Origin of the sequence: Rheinheimera sp., assembly GCF_020217005.1 — a bacterium.
Lineage (GTDB): Bacteria > Pseudomonadota > Gammaproteobacteria > Enterobacterales > Alteromonadaceae > Pararheinheimera.
On record NZ_JAIWOI010000341.1, the window covers coordinates 1 to 10000 of the forward strand.

At 48.1% G+C, this 10000-nt stretch carries 7 protein-coding genes and 1 pseudogene; 3 read left to right on the plus strand and 5 right to left on the minus strand.

Going from position 1 to position 10000, the window contains the following annotated elements:
* The 3 genes from LDL40_RS16715 to tusA all read left to right on the plus strand — a co-directional run.
* On the plus strand, nucleotides 1–1424 hold a 1424-nt coding region (locus LDL40_RS16715), incomplete at its 5' end, for a 3-hydroxyacyl-CoA dehydrogenase NAD-binding domain-containing protein (RefSeq protein WP_300996583.1).
* Between the two features lie 15 nt (nucleotides 1425–1439).
* Nucleotides 1440–2606: an acetyl-CoA C-acyltransferase FadA gene (gene fadA, locus LDL40_RS16720; RefSeq protein ID WP_300996585.1), complete on the plus strand. Its 1167-nt coding sequence runs from the start codon at nucleotides 1440–1442 to the stop codon at nucleotides 2604–2606.
* Nucleotides 2607–2712: 106 nt separating this feature from the next.
* Nucleotides 2713–2967, plus strand: a complete 255-nt coding sequence (gene tusA / locus LDL40_RS16725; protein ID WP_300996586.1) for a sulfurtransferase TusA — start codon at nucleotides 2713–2715, stop codon at nucleotides 2965–2967.
* An 8-nt stretch (nucleotides 2968–2975) separates the two neighbouring features.
* Here tusA and LDL40_RS16730 read toward each other — a convergent pair whose 3' ends face one another.
* The 5 genes and pseudogenes from LDL40_RS16730 to LDL40_RS16750 all read right to left on the minus strand — a co-directional run.
* Entirely contained in the window at nucleotides 2976–3848 is an 873-nt protein-coding gene (locus tag LDL40_RS16730; RefSeq protein ID WP_300996587.1) for a trypsin-like serine protease, read from the minus strand.
* A 165-nt stretch (nucleotides 3849–4013) separates the two neighbouring features.
* The gene (gene glyS / locus LDL40_RS16735) at nucleotides 4014–6071 is read right to left on the minus strand and encodes a glycine--tRNA ligase subunit beta (protein WP_300996588.1); all 2058 of its coding nucleotides are present in this window, start codon (nucleotides 6069–6071) and stop codon (nucleotides 4014–4016) included.
* Nucleotides 6071–7003 (minus strand): glycine--tRNA ligase subunit alpha, encoded by a 933-nt coding sequence (glyQ, locus tag LDL40_RS16740; RefSeq protein WP_046519754.1) that lies wholly within the window; start codon nucleotides 7001–7003, stop codon nucleotides 6071–6073. Before glyQ ends, glyS begins: the two co-directional genes overlap by 1 nt.
* A gap of 150 nt (nucleotides 7004–7153) precedes the next feature.
* On the minus strand, nucleotides 7154–9574 hold the full coding sequence (gene gyrB / locus LDL40_RS16745; protein WP_300996589.1) for a DNA topoisomerase (ATP-hydrolyzing) subunit B: 2421 nt from the start codon (nucleotides 9572–9574) through the stop codon (nucleotides 7154–7156).
* A gap of 2 nt (nucleotides 9575–9576) precedes the next feature.
* Nucleotides 9577–10000 (minus strand): annotated as a pseudogene (locus LDL40_RS16750) (DNA replication and repair protein RecF); the annotation flags it as partial.

Sequence of the window (10000 nt, forward strand, 5' to 3'; positions counted from 1 at the left end):
CAGGTAAGCATTACCCAGCGCCTATGGTCGCCGTTGAAACTATCGAAGCTGCAGCCCGCTTAGACCGCGCTGGGGCTGTGGCTTTAGAAAACGCCTCTTTTGCCAAACTGGCAAAAACTACTGCTGCTTCGGCCCAGATTGGTTTATTCCTCAATGACCAGTTGATTAAAGGCAAGGCGAAAAAAGCAGCCAAAACGGCCACCAAAGACATTAAAAAAGCAGCCGTTTTAGGTGCAGGTATTATGGGTGGCGGCATCGCCTATCAGTCAGCACTCAAAGGTGTGCCTGTGGTGATGAAAGACATAGCCGAAAAAGCTTTAGAGCTGGGTATGGGTGAAGCCACTAAGTTATTAAACAAGCAAGTTGAACGCAAAAAGTTAGATGCTGTAGGTATGGCCAAAGTGATTGCCAGCATCCAGCCGACTTTGAGCATGGAACCTGTAAAAGCCGTTGATATTGTGGTTGAAGCTGTAGTGGAAAACCCAAAAATTAAAGGTGCAGTACTAAAAGAAGTGGAAGAGCTGGTGGCCGCTGATGCCATTATTACTTCCAATACTTCAACCATCTCCATTGATTCTTTAGCGGCCAACTTAAAAGACCCAAGCCGCTTCTGTGGTATGCATTTCTTTAACCCTGTGCACCAAATGCCATTGGTAGAAGTGATTCGTGGCAAAGACACCAGTGAAGAAACAGTAGCTGCTGTAGTAGCTTACGCAGCCAGAATGGGTAAATCCCCTATTGTGGTCAACGACTGCCCTGGTTTTTATGTCAACCGCGTCTTGTTCCCGTACTTTGCAGGCTTCAGCAAACTGGTTTTAGACGGTGCTGACTTTGCCAAAGTCGACAAAGTGATGGAAAAAACCTTTGGCTGGCCTATGGGCCCGGCTTACTTGCTGGATGTAGTAGGTTTAGATACTGCCTTCCACTGCACAGACGTGATGGCCGCAGGTTTCCCAACTCGCATGGGTAAAGTGGAAAACGACCCTGTCGCGCTGATGTATCAGGCACAACGTTTCGGTCAGAAAAACGGTGTGGGTTTCTATGCGTACAGCAAAGATGCCAAAGGCAAGCCGAAAAAAGACTCGGACGCCGCATCCTATGACTTGCTGGCTAAAGCTGGAGCTTCAGGTGTGGAATTCGGCGCGGACGACATTATTGCCCGTTGTATGGTACCAATGATTAACGAAGTGATCCGCTGCTTAGAAGAAGGCATAGTGGCCACAGCAGCTGAAGCTGATATGGGCTTAATTTACGGTTTAGGTTTCCCTCCGTTCCGTGGTGGTCCGTTACGTTACGTCGACACCATTGGCTTGGCTAACTTTGTGGCTTTAGCTGACAAATACGCCCACTTAGGTGAAATCTATCAGGTCACAGACAAAACCCGCGCCATGGCAGCTTCTGGTGCCGTGTTCTACCCGGTTTAAGGCGGAGAGAAACAAATGAAACAAGCAGTGATAGTTGATTGTATCCGTACCCCTATGGGTCGTTCTAAAGCAGGTATCTTCCGTAACGTGCGTGCAGAGGAATTATCCGCTTATGTGATGGCCGCTTTGGTCGAGCGTAACCCGGCTTTAGATCCAGCCGAAATTGACGATGTGATCTGGGGTTGTGTACAACAAACTCTGGAACAAGGTTTTAACGTCGCGCGTAATGCCGCCTTGTTAGCTGGTATTCCGCATTCTGTACCAGCTGTGACGGTCAACCGCCTTTGTGGTTCATCGATGCAAGCCTTACACGACGCAGTACGAGCCATTCAAACCGGTATGGGCGAAGTGTATTTAATTGGTGGTGTGGAACATATGGGCCATGTGCCTATGACCCACGGCGTGGATTTCCACCCAGGTTTAGGCAAAAACATTGCCAAAGCTGCAGGCATGATGGGTTTAACCGCTGAGCTGTTAGGTAAACTGCACGGCATCAGCCGTCAGCAACAAGACGAATTTGGTGCCCGTTCGCACCGTTTGGCGTATGAAGCCACGCTGCAGGGTCGTTTTAAAAACGAAATTATCCCGGTACAAGGCCATGATGCCGACGGCGTACTGAAAGTCTTTGATACCGACGAAGTAATACGTCCAGAAACCACAGTAGAAGCCTTAGCAGGCCTGCGTCCGGTGTTTGACCCGGCCAGCGGTACTGTGACAGCTGGTACTTCGTCTGCTTTATCAGACGGTGCTTCCGGCATGCTGGTAATGAGCGAGGAAAAAGCCAAAGCTTTAGGCTTAAAAATCCGCGCCAAAGTGATAGGTATGGGCGTAGCAGGTTGTGATCCATCCATCATGGGTTATGGCCCTGTACCAGCCAGTAAAAAGGCGTTAAAAGCCGCAGGTTTAACAGTGGCTGATATCGACTACGCCGAGTTAAACGAAGCTTTTGCAGCTCAGGCTCTGCCTGTGATGAAAGACTTAGGTTTACTGGAGGTGATGGACACGAAAGTGAACTTAAACGGTGGCGCTATTGCTTTAGGCCACCCTCTGGGCTGTTCAGGTTCACGGATCAGCACAACCTTGATTAACGTACTTGAAGACAAAGGCGGCAAATACGGCTTAGCCACTATGTGTATCGGCTTAGGCCAGGGTATAGCGACAGTGTTTGAACGCGTCGAATAAATAGTAGCTGTTAGCTATTGAATAACAGGGTTGGCCTAGGCCAGCCCTTTTTATTATATTCAGCCTAAGTTAGCATATGCGCCTTTTCTCACGTGGAACCTGAACTATGTCAAACCCTGAACAGTTATTTTTAGCAGCCGATCAGCAGCTGGATACCTTAGGTTTACGTTGTCCTGAGCCAGTGATGTTAACCCGCCTGGCTATTCGGAAAATGACGGCGGGCCAGACTTTATTAATTACAGCAGACGACCCGGCCACCACCCGCGACATTCCGGCTTTCTGCCGTTTTATGGAACATGAACTGGTTGCCAGCGATACCAGCGTCGAGCCTTATCGCTATTTAGTAAAAAAGTCCGGCTAAAACCACAGCTAAGGCTTAGCTTTAAGGCTTAAAGACGCACAAATACCCGGCAAGTTTTCAGCTGTCATGCCTTCTGGTAAAAACCCATCTGCAGAGCTTAGTTTTGCTCTTGCTGTATCATCTGCAGCCATCACCTGATCAATCCAACTGGCGTGGCTTGATACTCTGGTATACAGCTCTTTGACGCCATATTCGCCGACATCTTTAAACCAGGAGTCGACTCTGGAACTCACTCCCAACAGGTAATAGCCATCGTCTTTTTTCAGATAAGCCGGGCCACCGCTGTCGCCGTTGCCTGATACACCTTCCAGCTCCAAAGCCTGTTGATCAGATTCAAACACAAAACGCAAATCGGAATTGGTCACTGCAATTACTTTATTCTGCGCCTTACGCAGTACGCCGTTGTTTTCTTTATAGCCTACAGTTTCCCCCGTTAAGCCATTGCCTGTGCCACCACTGCCAATAAACCAAAGCACCTGATCGCGTTCATCCTGCTGGCGGTACAACCTGGCAGGCTGCACGCTAAGCACGGGTTTTGCCAGTTTAATCAGCGCCAAATCATTTTGTTCACCCAACTGATAAGAGGGATAACTGTAACGCGCTTGTACTTTTACTAACTCATCTCCCACCTGAACAGGTTGGCCCGGATTTAAACAAAACACCGTATGAGCTGCGGTAAGTATCCATTCAGGCGCAATCAAAGTGCCGTGTACACCAATGTTGTAAAAAGTGACTAAAGGCGGGAAATCTTCCTTGGAGGCCAGATACTGCTCTGGGGCTCTATCATGACGAATAACAATGGCTGAAGCCGGCATTGCCAGAGTACTGGCCGTAATCAGCAAACAGCCACTCAACAGTCTTAACTTTTTCCTGTTTTGCATCAGTCTTCCGTTATTTAGATTTTAATAACAATCAGACTGGCACAAAAGCAGTGCAGACTTAAGCTTTTAAATGTAAGGGGTTATGTGGGTTTATCGCATGAGTACTCTTAGTCGTTAAAAAAAGGAGCCGAAGCTCCTTTTATTTATATATCAGCAAGTTAAACATTACTGCAACACAGAAATATCCGCTACGCGCAGGAACAACTCACGGAGTTGCTGTAACAAAGCCTGACGGTTTAAGCGTACTGCAGCGTCATCAGCATTGACCATGACTTTGTCGAAGAACGGGTCTACTACATCGCGCATAGCGGCCAGATGGCTTAAGCCTTCGGCATAGCTGCTTACAGTGGCCTGATAGGCTTGTTCAGCCACTATGGCCTTGTGCAGGGCTTGTTCGGCCTCTTCGCTCAGCAGAGCGCTGTTCACGCTGTCAGGAATGGCTTCTGTCACTTTGGCCAGAATGTTTGCTACCCGCTTATTGGCAGCGGCTAAAGCTAAAGCGGCATCCAGTTTACGGAATTCAGCGACAGCTTTGACACGACGGTCGAAGTCAGCCGGGTTAGTCGGGCGGCGGGCTAATACAGCCTGGATCACGTCCACACCAAAACCTTCGCCTTCATACCAGGCGCGGAAACGGCCCAGCATAAAGTCCAGCACTTCCTCAGAGACTGATGCCTGAGTCAGCTTGTCACCAAAGGTGGTTTTGCTGAATTCAATCAGTTCAAGCAGATCCAGAGGTAACTGTTTTTCCACCATAATACGCAGTGCACCTATGGCGGCACGGCGTAAAGCGAACGGGTCTTTGTCGCCTTTTGGTGCCTGGCCTATACCAAAGATACCCACCAATGAATCCATTTTATCGGCGATGGCCACAGCACAAGCTTCGAGCTGGCTTGGCAGGCTGTCACCGGCAAAACGTGGTTTGTATTGCTCGTTCAGCGCCACAGCTACAGCTTCGGCTTCACCGTCCAGACGGGCATAATGCATACCCATCACGCCCTGCACTTCAGGGAACTCGCCAACCATATTGGTCATTAAGTCGGTTTTAGACAGTAAGCCAGCGCGTTCGGTATGTTGTACGTCAGCACCAATTTTGCCAGCAATAAAGGCTGCGACTTTGGCGATACGCTCTGATTTCTCCAATAAAGTACCCAGCTTTTGCTGGAACAAGACAGTGCTTAAAGCTGGCAGGCGATCGACCAGTTTGGTTTTGGCGTCTGTGACAAAAAAGAACTGAGCGTCAGATAAACGTGGACGCACAACTTTTTCGTTACCAGAGATAATCTGGCTTGGATCTTTGCTCTCAATATTGGCCACAAAGATGAATTTATTCAGCAACTTGCCATTGTTATCAACCAGTGGGAAGTACTTCTGGTTGTCTTTCATGGTGGAGATTAACGGCTCAGCAGGAACCTGCAGGAAACGTTCTTCAAAAGAGCCCACCAACACAACTGGCCATTCAACCAATGAAGTCACTTCTTCCAGCAAAGCATCATCCATCAGCGCCACGCCGTTTAAGGCTTTGGCCTGAGCTGTCACGTTTTCAGCGATAATGGCTTTACGTTTGGCGAAGTCGGCAATGACATAAGACTGTTCCAGCGTGCTTAAGTAGGCATCGGCATTTTTGATTTCTACCAAAGCTGGTGCATGGAAACGGTGGCCATAACTGACACGACCCGACTCTTTGCCAAGAATAGTAGCAGGCACTACATCGTCACCTAATAACAGGGTGACAGTGTGCACAGGACGGATAAATTCGGCCGTTGAATTGCCCCAGCGCATTGGCTTGGCAATGGGCAACTTAGCTAAGGCAGTGCTGATCACAGCTGGTAATAAAGAAGCTGTGCTTTCGCCTTTAATCAGCGCTTTATGAATTAACCAGGCGCCTTTGTCCGTTTCTAAACGTTCCGCCTGATCTGCGGTAATACCGTTCGACGCGGCCCAGGCTGCAGCAGCTTTGGTTGGCTGACCATCGGCATCAAAAGCGGCAGCCAAGGCCGGACCACGTTTTTCTACGACTTTATCTTGTTGCTGTAAGGCCAGTTGATTGACACGAACCGCTAAACGGCGTGGCGCTGCATACCAGCTGACATCGGCATGGCTTAAGTTCTGTTTTGCCAGCTCTTCCACAATATTGTCGCTAAAAGCAGTAGCTAAGGTTTTTAAAGCTTTTGGTGGTAACTCTTCGGTACCAATTTCTACGAAAAAATCTTGCACAGACATTATGCCTCCTGCGTTGACTGGTTACGGCGCTTGCTATCACTACACAGGGGAAAACCTAACTTTTCCCGCGCAGCAAAATAGGCTTCAGCACAAGCTTTGGCCAGGGTGCGCACCCGCAGAATATAACGCTGGCGCTCGGTCACAGAAATGGCGTGACGGGCATCCAATAAGTTAAAAGCGTGCGAAGCTTTCATTACTTTTTCATAAGCAGGTAAAGCCAAACCTGCTTCAATCAGCTTCTGGCTTTCCGCTTCGCATTGGTCGAAGTAAGCAAAAAGCGCAGGCACGTCGGCGTATTCAAAATTGTAAGTGGATTGCTCTACTTCGTTCTGGTGGAATACATCACCATAAGTGACACGGCCTAAAGGTCCATCAGCCCAGACCAGATCATAAATACTGTCCACGCCCTGAATGTACATGGCCAGACGCTCTAAACCATAAGTAATTTCGCCTGTAACAGGACGGCACTCTAAGCCACCTACTTGCTGGAAATAAGTGAACTGAGTCACTTCCATGCCGTTTAACCACACTTCCCAACCCAGGCCCCAGGCGCCCAGTGTTGGCGATTCCCAGTTGTCTTCGACAAAACGGATATCGTGCACTAGGGTATCAATGCCCAGTTCACGTAAGGAACCTAAATACAGCTCCTGAATATTGGCTGGTGACGGCTTTAAGATCACCTGAAACTGATAGTAGTGCTGCAGACGGTTTGGGTTTTCACCGTAGCGGCCATCGGTAGGACGGCGGCAGGGCTGCACATAAGCCACGTTGGTCGGCTCCGGGCCTAAAGAACGTAAAAAAGTCATAGGATGGAAAGTACCGGCCCCTACTTCCATATCCAGCGGCTGAACAATAACGCAGCCCTGGCGTGCCCAATAATCTTGTAATGCCAGGATCAACCCCTGGAAGGTCTTCATATCGTACTTTTGCATTAGCCTGACCTGCTGGTAAAAATGACTGAAAAGTATACCTATTTGCGGCGTCGAACTGTAGCGCTAAGCCGCGTTTTTTATGGGTTTTTTAAGCTTTATTAAATTAGAAAGGCCCCTTGTGGGGCCTTTTCTATTTTCAAGCTACAAAGCTTACACGTCCAGGTTTGCCACCCGCAGCGCGTTTTCTTCGATAAAGTTACGGCGTGGTTCTACGTCGTCACCCATCAAGGTATTAAACAGCTGGTCAGCACCTATAGCGTCCTCAATAGTCACACGCAGCATGCGGCGCGTATTTGGATCCATGGTGGTTTCCCATAACTGCTCTGGGTTCATCTCACCCAAACCTTTATAACGCTGGATATACAAACCACGTTTCGACTCGGCCATTAACCATTCCAGCGCTTCAACAAAGCTCTCTACTGGTTTGGTTTTTTCACCACGACGAACATAACCACCTTCTTCAATTAAGTCACGAATTGCTGTGCCTAATTCAACAATGCGGCCGTAGTCGACTGATGTAATAAAGTCATAATGCAGCAGGTATTCGTTGTCGATACCGTGCTGGCGAATTATCACTTTTGGCACAAACAGCTGACGTTCACGGTCTTCTACCACACTGTATGCATAGCTGGAGCCGTCGCCTTCGCGCTCTTGCAAGCGGGTGACGAGGTTCTTAGCCCAGGTTTCGGCCAACGCTGCGTCTTTACACAGTTCAGGTGTAATGGCAGGCACATAGACCAGTTCGTTCAGTAAGTTCGACGGGATCTTACGACTTAAACGAGTGATAGTAGCTGTCACTCTATGGTACAGCTGGACCAGCGTTTCCAGCTGAGCACCACCTATGCCTGGCGCGTCTGCATTGACGTGTAAGGTCGCTTCATCCAGCGCAAGAGTAGTTAAGTACTCAGTTAAAGCCGGGTCATCTTTAATATATTGTTCTTGCTTACCTTTTTTCACTTTGTATAAAGGTGGCTGCGCAATATAGATGTAACCACGTTCAATCAGCTCTGGGGTTTGACGGTAGAAGAAGGTCAATAACAGAGTACGGATGTGAGAACCATCGACGTCAGCATCCGTCATCAGGATGATGCTGTGGTAACGGGTTTTATCCGGGTTGTATTCGTCACGACCAATACCACAACCTAAAGCTGTAATCAGCGTCCCTACTTCCTGAGAGGAAATCATCTTGTCAAAACGGGCTTTTTCTACGTTCAGGATTTTACCTTTCAGCGGCAGAATAGCCTGGTTTTTGCGGTTACGGCCCTGCTTAGCAGAACCACCCGCAGAGTCACCCTCTACCAGGTAAAGTTCTGATAATGCAGGATCTTTTTCCTGACAGTCGGCCAGCTTACCTGGTAGGCCTGCGATATCTAAGGCACCTTTACGGCGTGTCATTTCACGGGCTTTACGAGCTGCTTCACGAGCGCGGGCCGCGTCAACAATTTTGCCAACGATAATTTTGGCTTCGCCCGGGTTTTCTAACAGGTATTCATTCAGTTTTTCGTGCATTGCACTTTCAACTGCAGACTTCACTTCACTGGATACCAGTTTGTCTTTGGTCTGAGAACTGAATTTTGGATCTGGTACTTTTACACTGATAACGGCAGTTAAGCCTTCACGGGCGTCGTCACCAGTGGCGGAGATTTTCATCTTCTTGGCGTAGCCTTCGTGCTCCATATAAGTGTTTAACACCCGGGTTAAAGCAGAACGGAAACCCGCTAAGTGAGTACCACCATCCCGTTGTGGAATGTTGTTGGTAAAACAGTAAATGCCTTCCTGGAACGAATCGTTCCATTGCATGGCCACTTCTACAGAAATACCATCTTCTTCACGGTGTGAGGTGAAGTAAAAGGCCTTTTGGTGTACCGGAGTTTTAGTGCGGTTTAAGTACTGCACAAAAGCTTCGATACCACCTTCATATTTGAAATGGTCAGTTTTGTCGTCACGTTCGTCGGTCAGAATGATGCTGACGCCTGAGTTCAGGAATGACAATTCACGTAAGCGTTTCGCCAGAATATCGTAGTGAAAATTGATATCGCTGAAAATCGTTGGGCTTGGCCAAAAACGAATAGAAGTACCAGTGCCTTCAGTTTCACCTACTACAGCCAAAGGTGCGTCAGGCACACCTAAACGATAGATTTGTGAATGCACTTGCTGTTTACGGCGAATGGTTAATTCCAGTTTGTCCGATAAAGCGTTTACTACTGAAACACCTACACCGTGCAAGCCACCAGACACTTTGTAAGAGTTATCATCAAACTTACCACCGGCGTGTAGTACCGTCATGATTACTTCAGCTGCAGACACACCCTCTTCGTGCATATCTGTAGGAATACCACGACCGTTGTCACGCACTGAAACTGAGTTATCCGTGTGGATAGTGACCCACACATCAGTACAGTGGCCAGCTAAGGCTTCGTCGATGGAGTTGTCGACGACTTCGAATACCATGTGGTGTAAGCCTGAACCGTCGTCCGTATCACCGATATACATACCGGGTCTTTTACGTACGGCATCCAGGCCTTTTAATACTTTGATACTCGACGAGTCGTAAATATGTTCTTCGGCCATCTTCATTCTGTCCGTATTGTTATCTGTCCGTGTTCCACGTGAAACAATGCCGGATTTAGATCCGGTATTGCTGGCAAAACCTGGTCAGTATTAATCGCTGAAATAAATACCTGCGAATTAATAGTGTTTAAAAAACTAAATATATGACGCTTGGAATTATCGTCTAATTCCGAGGCCAAATCATCAATTAATAACACCGGCTGTTTATGGCCATAGTTATAAATCACGTTACTTTGCGCCACTTTCAGCGCAAAGAGTAATACCTTCAGTTGCCCACGCGACAACACTTCTTCTACAGCCTGGCCTGCCACCTTCAGCTTTAAATCCGCCTTCTGTGGGCCAAACTGACAATGTCCTAAGCGCAAGTCCTGCAGAAAATTTTGCTGCAGTAGCTGCTGTAACTGTTCAGGCTTTTCGATACGTTCT